The 23,776-nt window shown below is 68.7% G+C and carries 27 protein-coding genes; 5 read left to right on the top strand and 22 right to left on the bottom strand.

The window, feature by feature from the left end; translation table 11 throughout:
* Positions 1-24: 24 nt before the first annotated feature.
* Positions 25-1,062 (top strand): AI-2E family transporter, encoded by a 1,038-nt coding sequence (locus tag ACIRCZ_RS02710; protein ID WP_055893154.1) that lies wholly within the window; start codon positions 25-27, stop codon positions 1,060-1,062.
* A gap of 43 nt (positions 1,063-1,105) precedes the next feature.
* Here the strand turns inward: ACIRCZ_RS02710 and ACIRCZ_RS02705 are convergent, their stop codons facing one another.
* The 11 genes from ACIRCZ_RS02705 to ACIRCZ_RS02655 all read right to left on the bottom strand — a co-directional run bounded on the left by ACIRCZ_RS02705 (position 1,106) and on the right by ACIRCZ_RS02655 (position 11,478).
* Positions 1,106-1,834 carry an alpha/beta hydrolase gene (locus ACIRCZ_RS02705; RefSeq protein WP_200949589.1) on the bottom strand — a complete coding sequence of 243 codons (729 nt, stop codon included), beginning with the start codon at positions 1,832-1,834 and terminating at the stop codon, positions 1,106-1,108.
* A gap of 17 nt (positions 1,835-1,851) precedes the next feature.
* Positions 1,852-2,154 (bottom strand): hypothetical protein, encoded by a 303-nt coding sequence (locus ACIRCZ_RS02700; protein ID WP_402849365.1) that lies wholly within the window; start codon positions 2,152-2,154, stop codon positions 1,852-1,854.
* A 49-nt stretch (positions 2,155-2,203) separates the two neighbouring features.
* The gene (locus ACIRCZ_RS02695; protein WP_402849362.1) at positions 2,204-3,952 is read right to left on the bottom strand and encodes a cation:proton antiporter; all 1,749 of its coding nucleotides are present in this window, start codon (positions 3,950-3,952) and stop codon (positions 2,204-2,206) included.
* Between the two features lie 85 nt (positions 3,953-4,037).
* Positions 4,038-4,748 (bottom strand): lytic transglycosylase domain-containing protein, encoded by a 711-nt coding sequence (locus ACIRCZ_RS02690; protein WP_235500413.1) that lies wholly within the window; start codon positions 4,746-4,748, stop codon positions 4,038-4,040.
* A 54-nt stretch (positions 4,749-4,802) separates the two neighbouring features.
* Positions 4,803-5,366 (bottom strand): DivIVA domain-containing protein, encoded by a 564-nt coding sequence (locus ACIRCZ_RS02685; RefSeq protein WP_402849358.1) that lies wholly within the window; start codon positions 5,364-5,366, stop codon positions 4,803-4,805.
* Between the two features lie 12 nt (positions 5,367-5,378).
* Complete coding sequence (locus tag ACIRCZ_RS02680; RefSeq protein WP_082581303.1) at positions 5,379-6,374, bottom strand: phosphatidate cytidylyltransferase; 996 nt, start codon at positions 6,372-6,374, stop codon at positions 5,379-5,381.
* 6 nt (positions 6,375-6,380) lie between these two features.
* Positions 6,381-6,935 carry a ribosome recycling factor gene (gene frr / locus ACIRCZ_RS02675; RefSeq protein ID WP_055893143.1) on the bottom strand — a complete coding sequence of 185 codons (555 nt, stop codon included), beginning with the start codon at positions 6,933-6,935 and terminating at the stop codon, positions 6,381-6,383.
* A 77-nt stretch (positions 6,936-7,012) separates the two neighbouring features.
* Positions 7,013-7,726: a UMP kinase gene (gene pyrH, locus ACIRCZ_RS02670; protein ID WP_402849353.1), complete on the bottom strand. Its 714-nt coding sequence runs from the start codon at positions 7,724-7,726 to the stop codon at positions 7,013-7,015.
* Between the two features lie 115 nt (positions 7,727-7,841).
* A complete protein-coding gene (gene tsf, locus ACIRCZ_RS02665; RefSeq protein WP_055893137.1) occupies positions 7,842-8,669 on the bottom strand; it encodes a translation elongation factor Ts in 828 nt (275 codons plus the stop codon).
* Positions 8,670-8,717: 48 nt separating this feature from the next.
* Positions 8,718-9,683 (bottom strand): 30S ribosomal protein S2, encoded by a 966-nt coding sequence (gene rpsB, locus ACIRCZ_RS02660; RefSeq protein WP_055893132.1) that lies wholly within the window; start codon positions 9,681-9,683, stop codon positions 8,718-8,720.
* Positions 9,684-9,957: 274 nt separating this feature from the next.
* Entirely contained in the window at positions 9,958-11,478 is a 1,521-nt protein-coding gene (locus ACIRCZ_RS02655) for a sugar porter family MFS transporter (protein ID WP_402849348.1), read from the bottom strand.
* Between the two features lie 526 nt (positions 11,479-12,004).
* On the opposite strand from ACIRCZ_RS02655, the gene ACIRCZ_RS02650 reads away from it, so the two are divergent.
* Entirely contained in the window at positions 12,005-12,505 is a 501-nt protein-coding gene (locus ACIRCZ_RS02650) for a M23 family metallopeptidase (RefSeq protein WP_402849345.1), read from the top strand.
* Between the two features lie 65 nt (positions 12,506-12,570).
* Here the strand turns inward: ACIRCZ_RS02650 and ACIRCZ_RS02645 are convergent, their stop codons facing one another.
* Together ACIRCZ_RS02645 and dprA are read right to left on the bottom strand one after the other, a co-directional pair.
* Positions 12,571-13,476: a tyrosine recombinase XerC gene (locus ACIRCZ_RS02645; RefSeq protein ID WP_402849342.1), complete on the bottom strand. Its 906-nt coding sequence runs from the start codon at positions 13,474-13,476 to the stop codon at positions 12,571-12,573.
* Positions 13,477-13,604: 128 nt separating this feature from the next.
* A complete protein-coding gene (gene dprA / locus ACIRCZ_RS02640; protein ID WP_402849339.1) occupies positions 13,605-14,873 on the bottom strand; it encodes a DNA-processing protein DprA in 1,269 nt (422 codons plus the stop codon).
* Between the two features lie 5 nt (positions 14,874-14,878).
* Between dprA and ACIRCZ_RS02635 the strand changes: the two genes are divergently transcribed.
* The gene (locus tag ACIRCZ_RS02635; RefSeq protein WP_402849336.1) at positions 14,879-15,007 is read left to right on the top strand and encodes a hypothetical protein; all 129 of its coding nucleotides are present in this window, start codon (positions 14,879-14,881) and stop codon (positions 15,005-15,007) included.
* 101 nt (positions 15,008-15,108) lie between these two features.
* Here ACIRCZ_RS02635 and ACIRCZ_RS02630 read toward each other — a convergent pair whose 3' ends face one another.
* From ACIRCZ_RS02630 to ACIRCZ_RS02600, 7 genes are all read right to left on the bottom strand, one after another.
* The gene (locus tag ACIRCZ_RS02630) at positions 15,109-16,791 is read right to left on the bottom strand and encodes a YifB family Mg chelatase-like AAA ATPase (protein WP_402849333.1); all 1,683 of its coding nucleotides are present in this window, start codon (positions 16,789-16,791) and stop codon (positions 15,109-15,111) included.
* Positions 16,791-17,147 carry a YraN family protein gene (locus ACIRCZ_RS02625; RefSeq protein ID WP_055893104.1) on the bottom strand — a complete coding sequence of 119 codons (357 nt, stop codon included), beginning with the start codon at positions 17,145-17,147 and terminating at the stop codon, positions 16,791-16,793. Before ACIRCZ_RS02625 ends, ACIRCZ_RS02630 begins: the two co-directional genes overlap by 1 nt.
* A gap of 98 nt (positions 17,148-17,245) precedes the next feature.
* Complete coding sequence (locus ACIRCZ_RS02620) at positions 17,246-17,569, bottom strand: DUF2469 domain-containing protein (RefSeq protein ID WP_055893100.1); 324 nt, start codon at positions 17,567-17,569, stop codon at positions 17,246-17,248.
* A gap of 29 nt (positions 17,570-17,598) precedes the next feature.
* The gene (locus tag ACIRCZ_RS02615; RefSeq protein ID WP_055893097.1) at positions 17,599-18,261 is read right to left on the bottom strand and encodes a ribonuclease HII; all 663 of its coding nucleotides are present in this window, start codon (positions 18,259-18,261) and stop codon (positions 17,599-17,601) included.
* Positions 18,261-19,019, bottom strand: a complete 759-nt coding sequence (lepB, locus tag ACIRCZ_RS02610; protein ID WP_055893094.1) for a signal peptidase I — start codon at positions 19,017-19,019, stop codon at positions 18,261-18,263. The genes ACIRCZ_RS02615 and lepB overlap by 1 nt, the downstream gene beginning before the upstream one ends.
* A gap of 101 nt (positions 19,020-19,120) precedes the next feature.
* Positions 19,121-19,468, bottom strand: coding sequence for a 50S ribosomal protein L19 (gene rplS / locus ACIRCZ_RS02605; protein ID WP_055893091.1), 348 nt, complete (start codon positions 19,466-19,468; stop codon positions 19,121-19,123).
* Between the two features lie 221 nt (positions 19,469-19,689).
* Positions 19,690-20,184, bottom strand: a complete 495-nt coding sequence (locus ACIRCZ_RS02600; RefSeq protein WP_402849325.1) for a hypothetical protein — start codon at positions 20,182-20,184, stop codon at positions 19,690-19,692.
* Between the two features lie 143 nt (positions 20,185-20,327).
* On the opposite strand from ACIRCZ_RS02600, the gene map reads away from it, so the two are divergent.
* Positions 20,328-21,095, top strand: coding sequence for a type I methionyl aminopeptidase (map, locus tag ACIRCZ_RS02595; RefSeq protein WP_055893083.1), 768 nt, complete (start codon positions 20,328-20,330; stop codon positions 21,093-21,095).
* Between the two features lie 12 nt (positions 21,096-21,107).
* Here the strand turns inward: map and trmD are convergent, their stop codons facing one another.
* Both trmD and ACIRCZ_RS02585 read right to left on the bottom strand, forming a co-directional pair.
* Positions 21,108-21,797 carry a tRNA (guanosine(37)-N1)-methyltransferase TrmD gene (gene trmD, locus ACIRCZ_RS02590; RefSeq protein ID WP_402849321.1) on the bottom strand — a complete coding sequence of 230 codons (690 nt, stop codon included), beginning with the start codon at positions 21,795-21,797 and terminating at the stop codon, positions 21,108-21,110.
* Positions 21,798-21,820: 23 nt separating this feature from the next.
* The gene (locus tag ACIRCZ_RS02585; protein ID WP_402851623.1) at positions 21,821-22,987 is read right to left on the bottom strand and encodes an MFS transporter; all 1,167 of its coding nucleotides are present in this window, start codon (positions 22,985-22,987) and stop codon (positions 21,821-21,823) included.
* Between the two features lie 88 nt (positions 22,988-23,075).
* Here ACIRCZ_RS02585 and ACIRCZ_RS02580 point away from each other — a divergent pair, with 88 nt between their 5' ends.
* A complete protein-coding gene (locus ACIRCZ_RS02580) occupies positions 23,076-23,738 on the top strand; it encodes a GntR family transcriptional regulator (protein ID WP_402849318.1) in 663 nt (220 codons plus the stop codon).
* Positions 23,739-23,776: the final 38 nt, after the last annotated feature.

Below are 23,776 nucleotides of genomic sequence, written 5' to 3'. Positions count from 1 at the left end.
CATGAGCACCCAGGGGGCCGCCGCGTGAAGATCCAGAACCCGTTCCGCGTCGGATTGATCGGCACCCTCGGTGTCGGACTCGGCTTCCTGCTGCTGACGTCGATCGTCAACCTCGCGACGATCATCACGTACATCGGCGCCGCGCTGTTCATCGCTCTCGGCATCGAACCGCTGATCTCGTTCCTCGAACGGCGCAAGTTCCCGCGCTGGGCGGCGCTGACGGTCACGCTCGTGGTCATCATCGGCCTGGTCACGCTGCTCATCTGGGCGATCGTGCCCGTGGCGGTCGATCAGCTCTCCCAGCTCATCCAGGGCATCATCACCTGGGTCAACCACGGGGATGCGGAGAAGTGGTTCGAGGGACTGCAGAACCAGTTCCCGACCATCGTCAACCAGGACAACATCGACGCGGTCACCAAGTGGCTGCAACAGAACCTGCCGAACATCACCTCTCAGGTGCTGCAGACCGGCATCGGGATTGTCAGCGGAGTCTTCGGCGGGATCATCATCATCATCCTGACCATCTACTTCACCGCGTCGCTGCCGAGCATCAAGCGCGCCACCTACCAGCTCGTTCCCGCCTCCAAGCGGTCGCGGTTCGCCGACCTCGGCGACCAGATCACCGATTCGGTCGGCAAGTACGTGATGGGGCAGGTCGCGCTCGCGCTGGTCAACGGCATCCTGAGCGCCATCTTCCTGTCGATCATCGGCGCGAAGTTCCCGATCCTGCTCGCGTCCGTCGCATTCTTCTTCTCGCTGATCCCGCTGGTCGGCACGATCACCGGCTCGATCATCATCACGCTGGTCTGCCTGCTGGCCGGTCCGCCGACCGCCATCACGGCGGCGATCTACTACATCATCTACATGCAGGTCGAGGCATACGTGCTGAGCCCGCGCATCATGAACCGCGCTGTCGCGGTGCCAGGCGCCCTCGTCGTGGTCGCCGCCCTCGCCGGCGGTACGCTGCTCGGCATCCTGGGCGCCCTGGTCGCCATCCCGTTCGCCGCCGCCATCCTGCTCATCATCAAGCAGGTCGTCATCCCCCGCCAGAACGAACTCTGAGAGCCGCCCCGCAGCCGTCGAGGCGACGCTGAGGCCGTCGAAGCTAGGGCGCAGGCCACTCGGTCGGCAGGGGCAGCGCGGACGGGTTGACCCTGGCGACGATCTCGTCGAGAACGCGCCGGGTCTGGGTCTCGCCGACCCACAGGTGCTTGCCTCCTGCGACGTCGACCAGTTCGATCTGCGGCAGCGGCGCGAAACGCTCGGCCGCAGCGTCCGGCTTCAGGTAGTCGTCGTGCTCGGGGATGAGGGCGACGATCGGGCGGGCATCCCCCTGCCAGGCCGCCAGATCCTCCGGCTTCGCCCTGTGCAGCGGGGGCGACAGCAGGATCACCCCTGCGACGGGGTACTGGCGGCCGTACATCAGCGCCAGCTCCGTCCCGAACGACCAGCCGACCAGCCACGGGTTCGGAAGGCCGCGCTCCGCCACGAAGTCCATCGCCGCCTCCACGTCGTAGCGCTCGTCGACGCCGTGCCCGAAAGCGCCCTGGCTGGTGCCGCGCGGCGAGGTCGTGCCGCGCAGGTTGAAGCGCAGCACCGCGATGTCGGCGAGAGCAGGCAGACGGCCTGCCGCCTTCCGCAGGATGTGCGAGTCCATGAACCCGCCCGCGGTCGGCAGCGGGTGCAGAGTCACCAGCGTCGCGACGGGCGGCCGGTCGAGCGGGCTCGCCAGCTCACCGACCAGCGTCAGACCGTCGCGCGTGCGCAGCTCGATGTCCTCGCGCCTGGCCGGCAGCTCGATGGCGCCACGGATCTCTGTTGGGGCAGTCGTCACGTCGGTGACCTCTCTCGTCAGCTGATCTTCCAGCAGTGGGCGTGCCAGTGCCGCCTGGCCGCGATGTCCGCCGCGTCGCCCATCACTCCGTCCGCTCGCCAGGTGACCACGTGCGCCACGCCGGGAGCGACGTCCTTCCCGCAGCCGGGGCAGACGTAGCTCTTCTGCGCCTGGACAGCGGAGACGGGCTGCACGTTCCACACGATGCCGCGGCGCGTCTCTGTGCGCCGCCAGCCGGCGAGCAGGCGGCCGAGGCCGTTCTCCTCGTCGTCGTCCGGCACCCGGCCCTGACGACCTCTGGGACGGTTGCTGCGCGGCATTCGTCCAGTCTAAACGCCACGCCTCCGCGCGCCGCCCTGCCGACGACGACTACGGACGGTCCTCGCGCTGCGCCATCCGCGACTCGTCGAAGTCGAGCATCGTCTGCGCCCTGCTCAGGATGCGCGACGAGTAGTTGCCCCTGCTGCGTGCCTCCAGAAGGGCGGCGCGCTCCGCGTCCAGCACGGCGGCCCTGAGCGCGCGGTACTGCTGGTGCGGCCCCACCGTCTCCGCCTGCTGCTCGTCGCGCTCGACGCGCTCCCACTCCGCCTCGACCCGCAGCAGCGTGTCCTGCCGCACCCGCTCCACCACGTCCCCGTCCAGCTCCTGGCCGTCTGCGAGCGGAATCTCCGGCCGCTCCAGCGCCGCGATGCCCGCCTCGCTGAGCTCCTCGAGCAGTCCGGCCAGCTCTCTGCGGTCTGCCGCCGCATCCGTGCCGGAGACCCGGAGCAGACGGATCATCAGCGGCAACGTGCCGCCCTGGACGAGCAGCGTGACGAGCGCCACGGTGAACGCGATCAGGATCAGCTCCGCCCTGTACGGGATGCTCCCGTCCGCCGGCAGCGACTGTGCGGCAGCGAGCGTGACCACTCCGCGCATCCCCGCCCAGGTGAGCACGGCGCCGCCGCGCCAGCCGACCGGCGAGTCCTGCAGCTCTGTGATGTCGGCCGAGCGGCGCTCCAGATAACGGGTGAGCCGCCGCCAGCGCCGATGGCCGCGCTCCGTGGTCGGCTCGTCGCGGTTGCGCACCCGGTCGAGCCCGTCGCTGACCCTGTCGCCGATTTGCTCTGCGCGACGCTGCGCTGCCCGGAGCGAGAGCACCACCGGCGCCATGAAGGCCGCGCGCACGAGGAGCAGCAGCACGCAGATCAGCAGCCCGATGGCCACGGCGGTGACCACGGTGATGGACTCCCGATCGGACTGGACGCTCCGCACGATGGTGTTGAGCTGCACCCCCATCAGCAGGAAGACGCCGTTCTCCAGCACGAACTGCACCGTTCGCCAGTTCAGGCGCTCGGCGATGCGCGCCTGGGCGCTGAACCTCCTGGCGGCGTTGTGGCCGGTGTACAGCCCCGCGACCACGACGGCGAGGATTCCGGATGCGCCGAGCTCCTCCGTGGGGATGTACGCGATGAACGGCACCGCGAACGACATCGCCGTCTCCAGCACAGAGTCGTTGAGCCGCGAGCGGAAGAACACCGTGACGATCCCGACGACCAGTCCGATCACGATCGCGACCACCACGGAGAACGCGAAGTTCCAGGCGACAGAACCGATGCTCACCGCAGCGGCCGTCGCGGCCAGCGCCGACTTCAACAGCACGAGCGACGACGCATCGTTGACGAGGCTCTCGCCCTCGAGCACGGTGACGAGCCTGGCCGGCAGCCCGAGACGTTTGGCGACGGCCGTCGCCGCCACGGCATCCGTCGGGCTGACGACCGCCCCGAGCGCGATGCCCTCCGCGAGGGAAAGGTCGGGAAGCAGAGCGGAGAGCACGATGCCGACGATGACCGCGGTCACGATCACCAGCCCGACGGACAGGACGGAGATCGTGCCGAGGTTCCGCCGGAAGTCCATCAGCGGCACCTGGATGGCCGCGGCATAGAGCAGCGGAGGGAGCACGGCGGAGAGGATCACCCAGGGCGGGACCTCGATCGGCGACGGCAGGCCGGGGATGAAGGAGCTGGCGACGCCGACGAGCACCAGGATCAACGGCGCGGCGACGCCGAGCTGCTTCGAGAACTTCGAGACGACGACGAGGACGATCACCCCGATGACCCCGATCAGCGCGAACTCCATGGCTCAACGCTATGCCACGCAGACGCCTCCGCACGCCGTACGGCGCTCAGCGCGCCGGAGAACGCTCAGGATGCTCCGAAGGGGATCAGTACCAGCCGGAGCTCTCCGAGTGGCTCCACGCGCCGCACGGCGTCGAATAGCGCCCGGAGATATAGCCGAGGCCCCAGGTGATCTGGGTGGCGGCGCTGTTCTGCCAGTCTGGACCCGCCGAGGCCATCTTGCTGCCTGGCAGTGCCTGCGGGATGCCGTACGCCCCGCTCCCCGCGTTGTACGCGTAGACGTTCCAGCCGGATTCGCGGTTCCAGAGCGAGACGAGGCAGTTGTACTGGTCGTCGCCCCAGCCGCGGGCCTGCAGCATCTGGTACGCGATCGCCTGGGCGGAGCCAGGGTCAGGCGTGCCTGCCGCTGGTGCGCCTCCGCCGCCTCCGCTGGAGCCGGAGTCGCTGGACGTCGTCGCCGGCTTGGGAGCGACGGTCACGACGGGCTTGGGCTTCGGTTTGACGGTCATCGCTTCCCGCGAGACGGTCGCCGTGTACGAGCCAGGCGCCGTCAGGGACTGCACAGGGGCGTCGCCGAACCTGCTGGTGGTCTGCCCGGTGTCCGCGTACGCGGGAGTCGCGGCCGAGCCGGAGTACGGGTCGACCACATTCACGAGCGCGAAGCCGACGGCGGCCGTGAAGGCGAAACCGTACAGGGCTGCGCGCGACCGGATGTGCGGACGCCGGGGTCGCTTGAACGCTACGCCGACCGGGTTGGCCGGAGACAGCGGAATGATCTCTGCTTCTCGTCTACCCACGATCACAGAACCATAACGAACAATTGACGAACTGCCAACACAGCCCACCCATACTCAGCGAACAGCCAGCATCACATCCGTCACGCCGTCGAGCAGCAGATCGACCTGCACTTCCCGGTATCCGCCGCGCTGCGGGCGGAAGGTCACCGTGCGCACTTCCTCGACGCTCATCGGCCGTCCGTCCTGGAAATAGCGGGACAGCCGGGTGGCGAAACGGTCCACATCGCCCTTGTTGTACCCGTAGGTGAGGAAGCTCACCCGCTCGAATCGCTCGCCGACCGGACGCTCCAGGCGGTTCAGGATGACCTGCGCCGTCGTGCGCGCCTGCTCGAACCACTCGGTGTCCCCCATGGCGGCTCTCTTCGCTTCGCGCTCTCGGGACGCGAAGGCGTCCTCGAGGCGCTCGAGGGCTGCGTCGACGTGCGACGTCGAGTATCCGCCCTTCTTCATCGAGAACGCGGTGTGCCTGATGTCGGCCGCCGTCAGCGCCGGGGAACTGTCCGAGGCGTCGTCGTCGGCGCCGCCGTCGTATGCGCGGCGCGCTGTCTGCAGGAACTCGTCGACCTGCTCGGTGTCGTAGCCGAGCTCAGATTTGCGAGTGCGGGGGAAGGTGCTCACTCCCCCATTCTGTCATCCGAAGATGAGGAACAGCGCGTAGGTGACGGCAGCGGACGGCAGGATCGAGTCGAGCCTGTCGAGGAAACCGCCGTGGCCGGGAAGCCACGAGCTCATGTCCTTGATGCCGAGATCGCGCTTGATCAGCGATTCCGCGAGGTCTCCCAGCGTCGCCGTGAGCAGCAGGGCGATGCCGAAGACGACGCCGAACCACCAGGTCATGTGCAGCATGAACACCGAAAGCAGGACGCCCGCGATCACGCTCGTGACCGCCGCACCGGCGAAACCCTCCCAGGTCTTCTTCGGGCTGATCGTCGGCGCCATCGGGTGCTTGCCGAACGAGAGGCCGCTCACGTACGCGCCCGTGTCGACGGCGACCACCAGGATGATGAACGCCAGCACCCACCACTCTCCGCCGTCCTCCGCCAGCAGCAGGATCGCGAAGCTGCCGAGCAGCACGACGTAGAGCTGCACCAGCACGCTCCACGTGAGGTCGCGGGCGAGCGCTGCTCCCCCGCGGCGCGCATCCGGTTTGGCTGCCTCCTCGACCAGTCGCCAGACGACGACGAACACGATCCCCGCCGCCAGCGAGACGAGCTGGCCGCCGGAGTGGAAGAAGAACGACGCCGGGACGATCGCCAGCGCCGCGATCAGCGTCGGCGTGCGCGGAACGCGGTGACCTGCTCCGCGGAACGCCTGAGTCAGCTCGAACGACGCGAAGCCGACCATCGCCATCCCGAAGACCAGGAAGATCTCCTTGATGAAGATCAGGCTGAAGAGCAGGAGCGCTCCGACACCGACGCCGATCAGGATCGCGAGGACCAGGTTGCGGCCCGTGCGCTCCGCGATGCGCTCGTTCGTCGCATCCAGCTGGGCCTTCCTGGCGAGCACCTGGCGCTCGAAATCTGCCCTGGTGGCCTGCACCTGGGCCCGGAACTCGGCTTTCGACGCCGACCGGTTCCGTTTCGGGAGGACCGGTTTCTCAGGATCGCCCGGTGTGCCGTCAGTCATCAGCGCCTAGACCTCGAGGAGTTCGGCTTCCTTGCGCTTCAACGCCTCGTCGACGGCGTCGACGTGCGCACGGGTGACGTTCTCGAGCTCCTTCTCGCCGCGGGCGACGTCGTCGTCCCCGACCTCGCTCTTGAGGGCGTCCAGCTCGTCCTTCGCCTTGCGACGGATGTTGCGGATCGCGACCTTGGCGTCCTCGCCCTTGTTGCGGACGATCTTGACGAACTCCTTGCGGCGGTCCTCCGTCAGCTCCGGCAGGGTGACGCGCACGATGTCGCCGTCGTTGCCGACGTTCGCGGAGAGGTTCGGCATCGCGACGATGGCCTTCTCGATCTCCTTCAGCGCCGACTTGTCGTACGGCGTGACCAGGAGGACGCGGGCCTCGGGGTTCTGAAGGCCTGCGAGCTGCGCGAGCGGCGTCGGGGAGCCGTAGTAGTCGACGAGCACCTTCTGGAAGAGCGCGGGGTTCGCACGCCCGGCGCTCACCGTGCTGAAGTCGTCCTTCGCAGACTCCACGGTCTTGCTCATGCGCTGGGTGGCGTCGGAAATCACATCCGCGATCACGGTCTCTCCTTCAGTCGGTGAATCGGTTTCTAGTCTAGAGCCCCGGATGGGGACGGCCGGGCGGCACGGAGCCGGTGTCAGCCGAGCAGGGTGCCGATCTCGGCGCCGAGCAGCGCGGCTGTCACGTTTCCTGCCGGCTCGATGCCGAAGATGCGCATCGGCATCCCGTTGTCCATGCAGAGGCTGAGCGCCGTGGAGTCGACGGCCTTGAGGTTCTGCTGCAGCGCCTGCTGGTGGCTGATCTGGTCGATCTTGCGCGCATCCGGATTGGTGCGGGGGTCGTCGTCGTACATGCCGTCGACGCCGTTCTTGGCGACGAGCACCACGTCCGCCTCGATCTCGAGGGCGCGCTGGGCGGCGACGGTGTCCGTGGAGAAGTACGGGAGACCTGCGCCGGCGCCGAAGATGACGACGCGGCCCTTCTCCAGGTGACGCTCCGCGCGGCGCGGGATGTACGGCTCGGCCACCTGGGTCATGGCGATGGCGGACTGCACGCGCGTCTCAGCGCCTGCCTGCTCGAGGAAGTCCTGCAGCGCGAGCGAGTTCATGACGGTGCCGAGCATCCCCATGTAGTCGGCGCGTCCGCGGTCCATACCGCGCTGCGAGAGCTCTGCCCCGCGGAAGAAGTTGCCTCCGCCGACCACGATCGCGATCTCGACGTCCTGGGCTGCCTGTGCGATCTCCCTGGCGATGGCACCGACGATGTCCGGGTTGACGCCGAGCTGGCCTCCGCCGAACGCCTCGCCCGACAGCTTGAGAAGGACCCTGCGCCTCTTGTTGGATTCCGACATGCGTACTGCGTCCTTCCGTGAGCGATCTCGTTAAAGCTACTGGGTGCGCGCAGTGGCTGCGCACAGAAAAGGAGTCCGGATCGTACGAGACGATCCGGACTCCTTCATGTTCGTGCTAGGCGCCGACCTTGAACCGGGCGAAGCCGGACACGGTGATTCCCGCATCCTTGACCACCTGGCTGATGCTCAGCTTGTTGTCCTTGGCGTAGTCCTGCTCGAGGAGCGCGACCTGCTTGAAGTATGCACCGAGGCGACCCTCGATGATCTTCGGAAGCGCTGCCTCCGGCTTGCCCTCGTTGCGCGAGATCTCCTCGACGATGCGACGCTCGTTCTCGACCGCCTCTGCCGGGACGTCCTCACGGGTGAGGTACTCCGGGTTGGCGAAGGAGATGTGCTGAGCGATGCTGCGCGCGGTCTCCGCGTCGTCTCCGGCGTAGCCGAGGACGACACCGACCTGCGGGGGCAGGTCCTTGGAGGTCTTGTGCAGGTAGATCGCGAAGTGCTCGCCCGTGACGACGGCCACGCGACGCAGCTCCACCTTCTCGCCGAGGATGGCTGCCTCGTCGCCGATGACCTCGGCGACGGTCTGGCTGCCGGCGGGGGCCGCGAGGGCCTCCTCGACCGTGGTGGCGCCGGCGGCGGTGACCGCGTCGAGGACCTTCTCGGAGAGGGCGACGAACTTCTCGCCCTTCGCGACGAAGTCGGTCTCGCAGGCGAGCTCGATCATCGTGGCGGAGGTGCCGTTCTCCTTGGCCGCGACGAGACCTTCGCTCGTGGAGCGGTCCGCGCGCTTCGCGTTGCCCTTCGCACCCTTCAGGCGCAGGATCTCGGTGGCCTTGTCGATGTCGCCATCGGCCTCCTCGAGCGCCTTCTTGGTGTCGACCATGCCCGTGCCGAGCTGCTCGCGCAGGGCCTTGATGTCAGCGATGCTGATGTTTGCCATGTTCGTTGAGAACCCTTGTCTTTCGAAACTGTTTGGAGAGGAAGCGGACTACTTGGCTTCGGTCTCGGCCTCGACGACCGCCTCGGTGGCGTCGTCGGTCGCGACGGCGGCGGCCTCGTCGGCAGCCTCGGTCTCCGCGACGGCCTCTGCGACTGCTTCGCCCTCTGCGACGACCTCGGCGGAGTCCGCCTTGGCCTCTGCGAGGTCGGCGTCAGCCGCCTTCTCGGTCTCTGCGCTGGCCTGGACCTCTTCGCCGGAGGACTTCAGGAGCTCCTGCTCCCACTCGGCGAGCGGCTCGGCAGGCTCGGTGCCCTCTTCCGGCTTCTGGTGACGCTGGATGAGGCCCTCCGCCGCCGCGTCTGCGACGATGCGGGTGAGCAGGCCGACGGAACGGATGGCGTCGTCGTTGCCCGGGATCGGGTACTGGACCTCGTCAGGGTCGCAGTTGGTGTCGAGGATGCCGATGACCGGGATACCCAGCTTCTTGGCCTCGTCGATCGCGAGGTGCTCCTTCTTGGTGTCGACCACCCAGAGAGCGCTCGGCGTCTTCGTCAGGTTGCGGATGCCGCCGAGCGACTTGTGCAGCTTGTCGAGCTCACGCTTCTTGATGAGCAGTTCCTTCTTGGTGAAGCCGCTCGTGGTGCCGTCGAAGTCGAGCTCCTCGAGCTCCTTCATACGGGCGAGGCGCTTCGAGACCGTCTGGAAGTTGGTCAGCAGACCACCGAGCCAGCGCTGGTTGACGTAGGGCTGGCCGACGCGGGTCGCCTGCTCGGCGATCGCGTTCTGGGCCTGCTTCTTCGTGCCGACGAAGAGGATGGTGCCACCGTGGGCGACCGTCTCGCGGACGAACTCGTACGTCTTGTCGATGTACGCGAGCGACTGCTGCAGGTCGATGATGTAGCTGCCGGAGCGCTCGGTGAGGATGAAGCGCTTCATCTTCGGGTTCCAGCGACGGGTCTGGTGTCCGAAGTGGACGCCGCTGTCGAGCAGCTGGCGCATGGTTACAACGGCCATTGTGCCGTTCTCCTTTTCTGGGCATCCGGAGCAGGAGACTTCGTCCTGGCAGGCGGATGCGCGTTGCGGTTTGTCAGTGACGGCCGAGTGGCCGACGCTCCTGGCGCCCTGCGCGCACATCCGCTTCGCTCACCGCGCGGATGACCGCTGGAGAAGGAAGACCGGTGGATGCGGCGCCAGCCCGTGAGGGCCAGATGGGCACGCGTAGTCACTCCGACGGGCGGAGTGCTCAGGAAAGCTTACCAGGAACTACGGACGTCCCGCGCGTCCGCCCTCAGACGGTGTCGCCGGTCGACCGCACCTGGGGCCCGCGGTTCTTGCCCGCGTTCGTGAACAGCGTCTCCGCGTGCTCCAGCGCCATGCCGTTGGTCTCCGGGATCTTGAAGAACACGAAGAAGAAGGACAGCAGCGCGAAGATCGCGTACATGCCGTACGTGAACGGGAGGGAGAAGTCAGACATCGGCGGGAAGCTGATGGTGACGAGGAAGTTGGCGATCCACTGGGCGGCTGCCGCGACGCCGAGCGCCTTGCCGCGGATCTTGGTCGGGAAGATCTCGCCGAGCAGCACCCAGACCAGTGGACCCCAGGATGCGCCGAAGCACACCACGAACAGGTTGGCCGCCACCAGGGCGATCGGCCCCCACGCTCCAGGAAGGCTCACTTCGCCGTTCGTCTTCTGCGAGAACGCGAAGGCGAGCGCCATCACGCCGAGGGACACGGTCATGCCGATCGAGCCGGTGAGGAGGATCGGACGCCTTCCGACCCTGTCGACGAGCAGGATGGCGACGATGGTCACGGCCACGTTGGTCACCGAGGTGATGACGGTGATCAGGAGCGAATTGCTCTCCGTGAAGCCGACCGCCCGCCACAGCGTGGTCGAGTAGTAGAAGATCACGTTGATGCCGACGAACTGCTGGAAGACGGACAGGATGATGCCGATCCAGACGATCGGCTTCAGCCCGAACCTGTTGCCGCGGAGGGTGGCCTTCTTGCCCTCTTTGTCCTCGGCGATGGCGCGCTCGATGTCGGAGATCTGACGGTCGACGTCACTCTCCGGGACGAGCGTCGCGAAGATCTTCCGCGCCTCGTCGTGCTTGCCCGTCGCCAGCAGGTACCGCGGGGACTCCGGCAGCGTCAGGGCGAGCACGCCGTAGACGACGGACGGGATCACGCCGACGAGGAACATCCACCTCCACGCCTCGAGCCCCAGCCAGAGCTGATTGGATGCGGACCCTGCGACCCCGGCGAGCAGGGCGTCGGAGAGCAGCGCCACGAAGATACCGATCGTGATGGCGAGCTGCTGCAACGACGCGAGACTGCCGCGCGACTGCTTCGGCGCGATCTCGGCGATGTACGCCGGGGCCACGACGGACGCGATGCCGATGCCGAGACCGCCGATGATGCGCCAGATCCCCAGATCCCACGCGGAGAACGCGAGCGCCGACCCGATCGAGCTGACCAGGAACATGACGGCGCCGAGCAGCATGACCTTGAGCCGCCCCCACCGGTCGGCGAGCCGCCCGGCGATGTACGCGCCCGCCGCGCAGCCGAGAAGGGCGATGGCGACGATGAACCCGGTCACGAACGCGTTGAGAGCGAAGTGCTTCTGGATGGAGTCGACCGCGCCGTTGACCACGGACGAGTCGAACCCGAACAGGAACCCGCCGACGGCCGCGGCGATCGCCAGCCCGATGACCTTCCTGCGCATAGCCCCAGTCGGCGTCGGCACGGGGGCGTCGGACTCCGACGAGGCTGCGGAAGACGACGATGACGACGCGCTCTGCTGATCAGACATGTAAGACCTTTTCGGTTGCGGATGAAGGCTGCGCCACATGCTGCTGGATGCTGCCTGCGGCGGGCCGGCGACCCACACGATACTCCGAAGCCGACGACGGGCAAGAGCGCGGCCGGTGGGTCGCGGAGCGCGCCGTCCGGCGAGGCGCGCGTTGGCCGGATCGGTGGCCGCGCCGGTGGTTCTGCACAGGCGACGGACGCGGTGCGTTGTCCACCGGTTCCGGATGCACGGAGGACTGCGCGCGTCGGCGACGGAGAGTGGGTGTGCGGTATCGGCGGCGCGAGGAGTGGAGGCACGGGTGGTGCGGGGTGCGGGAGGTCGGATTGTGAGACGTCGGGGCGCGGGAGATCGGGTTGCGGGCGCGACGGGTCGGGTGCGGCCGGTTCGGAGGCGTTGGACGATCGCCGCGAGTGCGACGTCGGTGGTCGTGTGCATATCCGTCTCTGCCGGTGGGACCGTCGCCTCGGGCATGACATTCTCTGCGGGTGTGGAGGGCGAATCGACGTGGCGATGGCCGCTGTCCCCAGTGATCCTGTCGAACACGTACGCCGCTCCCCCGACGCCGTATGCCGCCGGTCATCGAGGCATCGACCTCGCGGCGGCCGTCGGATCAGCGGTCTCGTCGCCGTCGCGGGCCACCGTGAGGTTCGCCGGCGTCGTGGTCGATCGCCCGGTCCTCACGCTGGACCACGGGAACGACGTGCTCTCCAGCTACGAACCGCTCGCCTCCGGTCTCTCGGTCGGCACAGAGGTGGCCGCCGGCACCCCGCTCGGCCTGGTCGCTGAGGGCGGGCACTGCGCCGCTCGGTGTCTCCATATCGGCGTCCGCATCCGCGGCGAGTACGTCTCGCCGCTCCGCTTCTTCGACAGGGTGCCGCGCGCCGTCCTGCTCCCGCTTGGCGCACCAGCGGAGGGCACGGCGGCAACGGAGGGCACGGCGGCTACGGCGAGCGCCGGCCTGCGGCCCCCGCCTTCCCTGCGCAGGCGCTCGGGAAGCGCGATGGGACCTTCCCGGTACACGCGATGAGGCCGCGCGACGCAAGCGATCATCCCTTCCGGGTACAAGCGATCAAGCCTTCCCGGCACACGCGATCAGGCACGCGGGTGGGCGATGCGGTAGCTCTCCTTCAGCCGCTCCGTCGAGACGTGCGTGTAGATCTGGGTGGTGCCGAGGCTGGCGTGGCCGAGGAGCTCTTGCACAGCGCGCAGGTCGGCGCCGCCGTCGAGCAGGTGGGTGGCTGCTGTGTGGCGGAGTGCGTGCGGTCCAGCTGGTCCCCCGCCGGGGATGTCCGCGAGCAGCCCGGCGACCAATCCGTAGACGGCGCGCGACCCGAGCCGCGCCCCGCGGGGACCGAGCAGCAGGGCGGGGCCCGATCGCTCCGTCGCGAGCAGAGGACGTGAGCGTCGGAGGTAGTCGACGATCGCGGTCTTGGCCGGCACGCCGAACGGAACCACGCGCTCCTTAGAACCCTTGCCGAGCACGCGAACGGTGAGCCGGTCGAGATCGATGTCGTCCACGTCGAGCCCGGTCAGTTCGGACACACGAATACCAGTCGCGTACAGCAGCTCGATGACCGCGAGATCGCGGACCCGGTTGGCGTCCCCGTCTTCGGCGAGCGCGCCGAGCCGTCTCAGTAGCGCGTCGATCTGCGCGAGGTTGACCACCCGCGGCAGCATCTTGTCCGGTTTGGGCGCCTTGAGCCTGACGGCAGGATCGTTGAGGTCGCCCGCCTGGCGCGCCACCCACGCACTGAAGCCTTTCGCCGATGCGGACCTCCTGGCGAGGGTGGCCTTCGACAGCCCACGCTGCGACGACTCCCACAGCCAGTCGCGCAGAACCTCGAGCGTCAGCCCTGCGGTGTCGGCGACCTCCCTGGTCCCCGCGAACACGGCGAGCGCGTTCAAATCCGACCGGTACGCACGAACGGTCTGGGGCGAGTACCCACGCTCCACCGTGAGATGCACGGCGAAGCCGTCGATGGCGCGAACAAGTTCCACCCCTCAAGCCTCCACCACGCCCACCAGAAGACCGGTCGCGACGCCCCGCCGCGCCGAATCCCCCACCGGTAGGCAACGGTCACCACCATCACTCCTCCCCGCTGTGGACGACCATCGCCCGAGCGCGCTCAGTGCACCTTGGACCAGCTCCCCTCGTCCTCTACGACCCATCCGGCGAGTTCGAGGCGGCCGAGGGTGGCCATGACCTCGGCGGCCGAGAGCCCCGATCGGGCGGCGATGTCGGCGATCGGACGCGAGCGCCGTGTGCTGAGGGCATCCAGGAGGCGCGTCTCCTCGGCGGCGCCCGTCGCTGTGGCGTGGGTTCGCCGATCAGTGCCCGCGACGGGCGCCAGCGCGGGCTCGGGAACCGCGGCTCCGATGGCCAGCTCGGCCATTTCGTCTGCGGAGGTGACGCAGACCGCGTCGTACTCGCGGATGAGTCGATGGCAGCCGGACGACGCTGGCGACGTTATCGGACCTGGCACAGCGCCGAGCGGTCGTCCCATCATCGCTGCGTGCCCAGCGGTGTTGAGCGAACCGGAACGGCGTCCCGCCTCGACGACGACGGTGGCGGTCGCGACCGCCGCGATCAGTCTGTTGCGCTGCAGGAAGCGCCATCGTGTCGGCGGCGAACCGCACGGGAGCTCCCCGATCAGCAGACCGCTATGTGCGATGCGCTCCAGGAGCCGGCTATTACCCGCCGGGTAGAGGCGGTCGACTCCGCCTGCCAGGAACGCCACGGTCGTCTGGTCGCTCGCCAGGGCAGCCCGGTGTGCGGCGCCGTCGATTCCGTATGCCCCTCCGGAGACGATCGCGAAACCGCGATCGCTCAGCCCTGCAGCGCTCTCCATCGCCACGTGCTCGCCGTAGCCGGTCGCGGCGCGGGCGCCGACGAGGGCGATCGACCGGTTCAGCTCGGGAAGGCGCGCGAGGTCGCCGCGCACCCACAGGGCGAGCGGAGCGCCGTCACCCAGCGCATCCAGCGTCAGCGGCCACGTCGTGTCGTCCGGGGTGAGGAGGAACGCACGCAGGTGCGCTGCCGCCGTCAGAGCGCGCGTGGCTGTCGAGAGAGAAACACGGGGTTTCCAGCGCGCCATGGCCGCCGTCAGCCTCGGGGTCACCGAGAGGGCCGCGGCCTGGTCCGCCTCGCGCATCCTGGCGGCCACCGTGTCTGCTGCTTCGCCGTGGACGACGATCCGCAGGGCTTCCGCTGGACCGAGCGCCTGGACGAGAGCGCGGGCGTCAGTGTCCCCCGGCTCGACCAGGGTGGAGAAGGCGGCCCAGGCGAAGCGCGTCTCCAGCTCGTCGCCGGTCAGGTCATCGCCCCGCCCGTGCGTGATGGGGGTCAGCAGGTCCGCGATGTGGCTGTGCGCGATGCCCAGGAAGTCTTCCGCCATCACCGGTGACTCTCGCCGAACTCGAACTCCCGACCGCCGAGGCCGTGCGGATGGGAACGCCTCACGCCGACGAACAGTCGGACAGGGCACGCGGTGCAGGCGACCCCGCTGCTCGCGTCATCCCCGATCGTTGAGTCCGGTGTCATTTGGTCCGATCGGACCTGATTCGGCCGCGCCCGATCCGCTGTCATCTGGTCCGTTGTCATCGTCGTCCTGTCGTTTCGGTGTGCTGTGGTCATGCGTCGCCCCGTCTGAGGTAGAGGGCGGCACCGATGTGGTGGCCGGTCGGAGTGGAGGCGCCATCAAGGTCCGCGATCGTCCAGGCGAGGCGCAGCGTCCTGTCGTAGCCGCGCATGGTGATCGCACCCCTGTCGATGGCACGATCGAGTGCGCCGGCGGCGGCCCTCGGAAGGCGAAGGGGGCCGGTGCGCAGCCAGGTGCCCGACACGTCGGCGTTCCTCGCCCAGGCTGTGCCGGCGAGGCGTTCGGCGGCGATGGCCCTGGCGACGATCACCCGCTGCCTCAATTCGACGGTGCGCGTTCCCGGTGTCGAGGCCGCGCCGTATGCGTCCGGAGGGGCATCGAACTCCCCACCGCCACGTCCCGCGCGCAGCCCCTCCGCATCCGCCTGCTCGTGCGCACGCACGCGGAGCGCGGCGAGGCCGACGCTCCTCACCGTGAGGCGGATGTCGACGCGGTCGAGCAGGGGGCCGGACATGCGAGCAAGGTAGCGACGGCGGGCGATCGGGGTGCAGGTGCACTCGTCGTCGACGGAGCCGTAGCGGCCGCACGGGCACGGATTGGAGGCGAGGACGAGCTGGAAGCGAGCGGGGAAGGTCGCGATGCCGTTCGCCCGGTGGATGGTGATGGTGCCGGACTCCAGCGGCTGCCGGAGGGCGTCCAGGACGGACGGCGGGAACTCGGCCGCCTCGTCGAGGAAGAGGACGCCGTTCGAGGCGCGCACGATCGCGCCAGGCACGATCCTCATCGTGCCTCCTCCGACGATCGCGGCTGCGGAGGCGGTGTGGTGCGGCGCCTCGAACGGCGGGCGCCGGATCAGAGCGCCCCCGGAGCCGACCGCACCGACCCCACGCCCATCGCCAAGCGAACGGATGCAGGTGACCTCCAGCGCCTGCTCCGGGGTGAGGTCGGGCAGCAGCCCGGGCAGCCGGGACGCGAGCATCGTCTTGCCTGCCCCTGGCGGACCGACCATCGACAGGTGGTGGCCACCCGCCGCCGCGACCACGAGAGCCTCCACCGCGTCTTCGTTGCCCGCGACGTCGGCGAGGTCGGGCTCGGGAGGCGCAGCAGCGCCAGGAGCGGAGGTCGCGGAGCTCGCAGCGGTCGCGGAGGCCGCGCCGGGACCCGGCCCGAGGGTGACAGACTCGACATCGACAGGGTCGAGGGAGCTGCCGTGGTGGATGGCGACGTGCCTCAGGCTCGCGACCGGGACCACCTCCATCCCGTCGACCAGCTCGGCCTCCTCCGCGTTCGCGGTGGGGACGACGACCCGAGAGAAGCCGGCCGCGCGTGCGGCGATGACCGCCGGCAGGATTCCGGGAACGGGACGCAGCCTGCCGTCGAGGCCCAGCTCGCCGAGGTGCACGGTGGTCGCCGCCGACTCCGGGCTGAGATCGCCTGCCGCCGCGAGAGCCGCGACGGCGATGGCGAGGTCGAAGGCGGAGCCCTGCTTGCGGAGGGACGCCGGTGACAGGTTGACCGTGAGCTTGCGCGTGGTGAGCGGGCAGCCGGCGTTCATCGCAGCGGAGACCACGCGCTTGCGCGACTCGCCGAGCGCCGTGTCCGGCAGACCGATCAGGGAGAACGCCGGAAGCCCGGCGGCGATGTCGGCCTCGACCTCCACGATGTCGCCGTCGACGCCGTTCAGCGCGACGGCGTATGTGCGCGCGATGGACATCAGGCGACGCCTGCGAGGTGCTCGACCGATGGCGCAGCGCTCCACGCGTCGATGACGGCGACCGCGTCGATCCGGATCGGGCCGGGAATGGGCCCTCGCACCCGGCACCACTCGGCCGCCAGACGTCTCAAGCGGGCGGCCTTCGCCGCTGTGATCGCCTCGAACGGATGGCCGTACGCCACCGACGTCCTGGTCTTCACCTCCGCGACGACGGTCACCCCGTCGCCACGGACGATCAGGTCGAGCTCACCCGCCGCGCATCGCCAATTGCGTTCGAGCACGACGAACCCTCGCCGCGCGAACCATTCTGCCGCCACGTCTTCGCCGCGGCGCCCCAACTCGTCTTTCGCTGCCATTGCTGCCTCCTGAAGACAGCCTCACGTGGCGGTCGTCGTGGGAGAACAGCGGGAGCGAATCTGTGGAGAACAGCCCGGAAGACCCTGGTTGGGGAGAACTACTCGTCGAGCGCGAGTTCCTTCGGGAGCTCGAACTCCTTGCTCGAGAGCTCCTCGATGTTCACATCCTTGAACGTGAGCACGCGCACCGACTTCACGAAGCGGTCGGAACGGTACACGTCCCACACCCACACATCGTTCATCGTCAGCTCGAAGTAGAAGTCGTGCTCGGTGTCCCTGCGCACGAATTCCACCTCGTTCGCGAGGTAGAACCGGCGCTCGGTCTCGATCACGTACTTGAACTGCGAGACGACGTCCCGGTATTCGCGGTACAAAGCCAACTCGACCTCGCGGTCGTAGTCGTCGAACTCGTCTTCATCCATTGTTCGACAAGTCTATGCCGCGAAGGGGGTCATGTCGGAATGGGCAGCGTCGCCGCATCCCGCAGCCAGGTCAGCCGGTGCAGGGCGCTCGGCCCGAGTTCGGAGATCGCGTCGAAGTGCTCGCGGCTCGAGTAGCCCTTGTTGGATGCCCAGCCGTAGCCGGGGAACTCCGTGTCGTGCTGGATCATCAGCCTGTCCCTCGCCACTTTCGCGATCACGCTGGCGGCGGCGACGGATGCGCAGTCCCTGTCCGCCTTGATCCTGGTGACGACGTTCGCCGGACGCATCAGCGCCGGGTTGAGGTAGTCGTAGTTGCCGTCCAGGATGAGGGTGCTCTCCCGGATCTCGGCGCCGCCCTCCTCCAGCAGCGCGAGCGCGCGGGCTCCCGCGAGCCCGAGGCAGCGCATGATGCCGAGCGAGTCCACCTCGGCGGCGGACGCCATTCCGACCGCGTGGTGCAGCACCCACTTGCGGCAGAACGGCTCGATCGCCTCGCGTGCCGGCTCTGCCAGCAGCTTCGAGTCGCGGAGCCCGACCGGGATGCGCTTGACCGCGGTGTCGATCACGACCATTCCGACCGCCACCGGCCCGGCGAGTGCTCCCCGGCCGACCTCGTCGACGGCGACGATCGAGGTCACCCCTGAACGGTAGAGGGACTTCTCGAAGCGGAGGGTGGGAGTCACCGGCGCCATCATCGCTTGTCCTCCTCCACGCCGCGGAACACATCCGGGTAGTTGTCGAGCCAGGTCCACCTGCCGGCAGGCCAGCTGATCACGAACGCGCGACCGACGACGTGGTCGATCGGGACGAACCCGTGACCTGGAAGGCTCTGATTGCGGGAGGAGTCCTGAGAGTTGTAACGATTATCTCCCATCACCCACAGTTCGCCCTTCGGAACCGTGACGTCGAAGGCGAGTGTCGCGGCGTTCACGTTGCCGGGCTGGAGCAGGATGTACGGCTCGTCGATGGGCGTTCCGTTGACCGTGATCCTGCCGTCCGCGTTGCAGCAGGCGACGTGGTCGCCCGGCAGCCCGATCACGCGTTTCACCAGGTGGTCATCGCTGTCGGAGGCGGACAGGCCGACGAAGGTCAGCGCGGAGTCGACGGCCTGCGCGAGCGGGCTCTGCCTGGTCGGCGGCTGCGGGGGGAGCCAGCCGCCAGGGTCGCGGAACACGACAACATCGCCGTGGCTGATCGGGACGAGCCCTGGCTCCAGCTCGTTGACGATGATCCTGTCGTTGATCTGGAGCGTGTTCTCCATCGAAGCGGAGGGGATGTAGAACGAGCGGACGACGAACGTCTTGACCAGGAACGACACCAGGACGGCGACGACCACGATGACCAGCAGGTCGCGGAAGAACAGCTTCGTGCTGCGCCGTCTGCGCCGGGTCTTCCCGCGCCGTTCCTTCGCCACGCGGTCCGACCGGGTGGGCACTGCTTCATCCGTCATTTAACCGCCTGAGCTCCCTGCCCAAGTGTATGGGACAGGGAGCTCAGGACAGACGCACGCGGCGGCCGCGCGCGTCGAGAATCCGACGACTTCGGCGAAGCCTAGTTGTCGCGCTTCTCCTTGATCTTCGCCTTCTTGCCGCGCAGTTCGCGCAGGTAGTAGAGCTTGGCGCGACGGACGTCACCGCGGGTGACGACCTCGATCTTGTCGATGACCGGGGAGTGCACGGGGAACGTACGCTCGACGCCGACCTGGAAGCTGACCTTGCGGACCGTGAAGGTCTCGCGCACGCCCTCGTTGGAGCGGCCGATGACGACGCCCTGGAAGACCTGGATACGGGAGCGGCTGCCCTCGATGATGTTGACGTGAACCTTGACGGTGTCGCCCGCGCGGAAGTCGGGGATGTCCTGCTTCAGGGAAGCGGCATCGACGTGGTCGAGGATATGCATTGCGTGTTCGCTCTCTGTACCCGCCACAGGTCGAGGACGGACTTGGGGCCTTCCCCTGCTCAGCGCAGGCGACGACCGGGAATCAACGGTATGGGGTGTGCGCGAGAAGTGCTGGCTCCCCTGTGGCAGAGCCTGGCCGCGACACAAAGATCAATTCTGCCATGAACGGGATGCGTTTGCCAAATCGACGACGCCCCGGACCGTGCAGGAACGCACGGGCGTCAGCGCTCGTCGCGCCTCTCCTCGATCACGATGACCTCCGAGCCCTCCTCGAACAGAGCCTCAGGACGACGCACCTGCTGCGGCTGCGCCGCGCGTTCGTATGCCTCGAAGGTCTGCTGCACGCGCATCCTGGCCTCGGTGACCAGCTGCCAGAGCGACACCCAGAACGCGGCGAGGCCGAGCAGGATGCCGAGCACGGCGAGCCAGCTCATCACGCCGGGGATGAAGCAGCCGAACACGACGATGGATGCGTGCCACGCGCCGATCAGCCCGACGTCCCACCAGGAGACGGCGCGGGTGTCGCGCACGGTCTTGCGGGCCATGATGATGCCGCCGACGGCGAGCATCGCGATGAACAGGACCGGGCAGAGGATCAGAAGCCCGATGAAGCTCCACCCGCCCGAGCCGAAGATCGCCCAGCCGATGAGCAGCCAGACAGGCAGGATCACGGCGGAGGGGAACAACCACCAGTAGAACGCCTTGCGCAGGATCACGGCACCAGCGTAACGGCGCGCGCCTGTGCAGCGGCTGCGGGTTCGCCGATGGCCGAATCCCAGTGGATGCGCGCCCGTCGCACACCGAATGCGCCGCGCGTGCAACTACTGTGGAACACTGGTGGCGATATGAAGGAGACAGCGTGATCGAGTTGAGGACCCCTGCCGAGATCGACCAGATGCGGCCGGCCGGCCGATTCGTGGCCGACGTGCTGCAGCAGACGGCCGCGGCGGCCAAGGTGGGCGTGAACCTGCTGGAGCTCGACCGCATCGCGCACGACCTCATCCGGAAGGCCGGGGCGGAGTCGTGCTACATCGACTACCACCCGTCGTTCGGGGCGAGCCCGTTCGGCAAGGTGATCTGCACGTCGGTGAACGACGCCGTGCTGCACGGTCTGCCGCATGACTACCGCCTCGAGGACGGCGATCTGCTCACCCTCGACTTCGCCGCATCCGTCGACGGCTGGGTGGCGGACTCCGCGATCAGCCTGGTGGTCGGGCAGCCACGGGATGCGGACCTGCACCTCATCGACACCACGCGCCGCGCGCTCGCGGCCGGGATCCAGGCCGCGCAGCCAGGCGGCCGCGTCGGAGACATCTCCTCCGCGATCGGCGCCGTCGCGCACGCCGAGGGCTACACGGTGAATCTGCAGTTCGGCGGCCACGGCGTCGGCCGCACGATGCACGGCGATCCGCACATCGCCAACGAGGGCCGCGCCGGTCGCGGCTATCCCCTGCGCCCTGGCCTGGTCATCGCGATCGAACCGTGGTTCCTGGAGTCGACGGACGAGATCTACACCGACCGCGACGGCTGGACGCTGCGCAGTGCCGACGGCTCCCGCGGAGCCCACTCCGAGCACACCGTCGCCATCACAGAGTCCGGCCCGCTCGTCCTCACCGCCCGCGACTGAGCGCCGCCCTGATCATTCGGGGAGGAGGTCGGGGCGGACGGCGCGGGTGCGCGCCAGCTGCTGCTCGCGGCGCCAGGCGGCGATGGCGCCGTGGTTGCCGGAGAGCAGGACCGGCGGCACATCGTGGCCCCGCCAGGCGGCCGGCTTGGTGTAGCTGGGGTATTCGAGCAGGCCGTCCTCGTGCGATTCCTGCACGAGGCTCTCCGGGTTGCCGACCACGCCGGGGATGAGCCGGCCGATCGCCTCGATCATCGCCATCGTCGCCACCTCTCCCCCGTTGAGCACGTAGTCGCCGATGCTCATCAGTCGCACCCTGGCACGCGATGCGGTGTCGTCGAAGACGCGCTGGTCGATGCCCTCGTACCTGCCGCATCCGAAGACCAGGTGCTTCTCCTCCGCGAGCTCGCGCGCGATCCGCTGGGTGAACACGTCGCCTGCCGGTGACGGGAAGATCACCAGCGGGTCGCCTGGCGAGGCTTCCAGGATGCCGTCGAGCGCCTCTCCCCACGGCTCCGGCTTCATCACCATGCCTGCCCCGCCGCCGTACGGGGTGTCGTCGACCGTGCGGTGCCTGTCGTGGGCGTGGTCGCGGAGATTGTGCACGCCGAGGTCGATCAGGCCGGTCTGACGGGCCTTGCCGAGGAGCGAGATGTCGAGCACATCGAAGAACTCGGGGAAGATCGTGACGATGTCGATGCGCATCCCCCCAGCCTATTCGAGGGCTGCTACTGCGGCACGACGGCGAGCTCCCTGTCGCGCGGGACGAGCGGCGCAGCGATCACCGGGCACAGCGCGACCGCCGCGAACGCCAGCGGATAGCCGAGCACGGTGATCAACCCGCCGACCGCCGGCCCCACAACCGATGCCGCGAGGAACTGCCCGGTGTTCTGCGTCCCGAGCGCTCTGCCGGACCAGAACGGACCAGCGATCTCCGCCACGGAGGTGTACGCCAACCCGTTGTCCGCCACGGTCACGATGGCCGCGACGATCAGGATCACCGCCGCCCAGCCTGCGCCGAGCGCCGACGCGGCGGCCATCAGCAGCATCACCACAGCGGCGGCGACCGACACCCAGCGCAGCGGGAGCAGGTGGCTGCCGACCCTGTCGCTCAGCACGCCGATCCCGATGCGGCCGAGCGCTCCTGCGAACTGGCTCACGCCGATCACGATCCCGGCCGCGAGCGAGGAGAAGTGCAGTTGGGTCACCAGCCAGACCAGCCCGAACGTCGACACGGTGAACTGCGGGATCACCAGCAGCATCGACACCCCGTGGATGCGCCAGAGCAGCGATGTCTCGCGGTACGGCTTCCACACGGCCTGCGGATGCGCCTCCCCTCCCGTCGCCCGCGGAGGCCGCGGCGGGTCCACGATGCCGACAACGCAGAGCACAGCAGAGACGGCGCAGAGCACGGCGGGCACCGCCAGCGCCGCAGCGATTCCTCCCGCGGCGGCGAGCTGCGGGATCGTGAGCGCCGCCACGGCGACGCCGAGCGGCTGGCACATCTGCCGGATGCCCATCGCGAGTCCGCGCCGCTCCTTCGGGAACCAGCCGATGACCACGCGCCCGCTGGCGGCGTTGGGGCTCGCGGAGGCCATGCCGCCGATCAGGAACAGCGCGCCGAGACTGATGTAGTCGCTCGCGAACATCGCGGCGAAGGCGACGGCAGCCGTGAGGGCAAGACCCGAAGCGATCACCCAGCGCTCGCCGATCCGGTCGCTGAGGGCACCCCAGCCGATCAGGGTGATGACGAGCCCGAGCGTCGGCGCGGAGGCGAGCAGGCCGGCCTGCGCGAGGCTGAGTCCGCGCTCGGTGTGCAGCAGCGGGATGAGGAACGCGGGCGTGGACACGAACACGGTGGAGCTGGCCTGGGCGATGACGCCGAAGGACAGCATGAGCCACGGCCGCGGTGTGCGTTGTACGGTGGAGGTCACGAGGTATACCCTAGCGGTATACCAACCCGGTATACCAAAGGGAGTACGCGTGCCAGAGCAATCGACCGTCTACGATCGTCTGCGCGCGCAGATCCTCGATCTGGAGCGCATGCCGGGCGCCCGCCTCACCGAGCGCGGCCTCGAGACCGACCTGGGCGCCTCCCGCACTCCCCTGCGCGCGGCCCTCATGCGCCTGGAGGCAGACGGCCTGGTGGAGCGCGACGGACGCGCCTGGCAGATCACGCCGATCGACCTCGGCGAGATCGCCAGGCTCAGCGAGCTGAGGGACGCGGTCGAGTCGGCCGCCGTGCGCCACAGCTGCGCCCGCGCCGCCGACGATGCCATCGCCTCCCTCACGAGCAGGCTCGGCGAGTTCGACCTGCAGCGGCCGAGCGACGACGCTATGCGCGCAGGCACGCGCTTCCACGTCGAGCTGGCGAGCCTGTCCGGCAACCATTTCTTCGCCGACAGCGTCGACGCCGCCATGACGCGCCTCGCCCGCACCCGCTGGCTGGAGGTGCGCACCGAGGACGCAAGACGCACCGCCTGGGAGGAGCACCGCGACATCCTGACCCTGCTGGCGGCGCGGGATGCCGACGCGGCGGCGGACAGCATCCACCGGCACATCATCGGCACCCACGAGCGCCTGATGGCGGCACTGGATGCGGACACCCGCTCCCTGCGCGCCCGCGGCCTCGCGATCGTCCGCTGACGAGAAGAGCACAGACGCAGAAGGCACAGACGCAGAAG

Source organism: Leifsonia sp. NPDC102414, from assembly GCF_044765685.1.
Taxonomy (GTDB): domain Bacteria; phylum Actinomycetota; class Actinomycetes; order Actinomycetales; family Microbacteriaceae; genus Leifsonia.
This window is presented reverse-complemented; position numbering and strand designations above follow the sequence as displayed.